This is a genomic window from Neisseria sp. P0022.S010 (assembly GCF_051956635.1).
Map to the genome: position 1 here is coordinate 1 of NZ_JBQCXF010000838.1, position 522 is coordinate 522.

The following is a 522-nucleotide window of genomic DNA, read 5'->3' on the forward strand; positions in this document are numbered from 1 at the left end:
ACCAACGCCATTTCACGCAGCGTAATGGGCATTATTAAAAATATGTTCAAATAATCAGCCTGCAAACATACTGCCTTTATTGCAATAGCCGCAAGTCGGATACTTGTATCCGACACCTTGCTTTCAGACGGCCTCAAAGCAGCCTGAAAACAAGCCAAGTGCCCGCCAAACAGGAAAACACGCCATGCCCCAAACCGTTACCCTTGTGCTGTACGACCCCGCACACGCCGCCGATTTGGACTACCGTCTGCACGGAGAGCAAGCACAATACTCGGTTTCGCCCCAAGAGCGGCTGCAAAACGGCCGGTTCGCCGCGCCCGACTGTTTGGCCGTAACCATTTTGTGCCAAAACCGCCCCATCGGATTTTTCATCCTTGATAAAGGCAGCGACCGCCTTACTTACAGCGCCAACCCCCGCGCCGTATTGCTGCGCTCGATGTCGGTCAACCCCGCATATCAGGGTCAAGGCTGCGCCCGCGCGGCGCTGGCTGACGATAAATTGGCGCCGCTCATCCGCAGCAT

General features: G+C 55.6%; 1 protein-coding gene. It reads left to right on the forward strand.

Annotated elements, in window-relative coordinates; genetic code table 11:
• Positions 1 to 184: 184 nt before the first annotated feature.
• Positions 185 to 522 (forward strand): GNAT family N-acetyltransferase (locus ACTHUT_RS21695; RefSeq protein ID WP_440419879.1); only part of this gene is annotated, 338 nt, incomplete at its 3' end.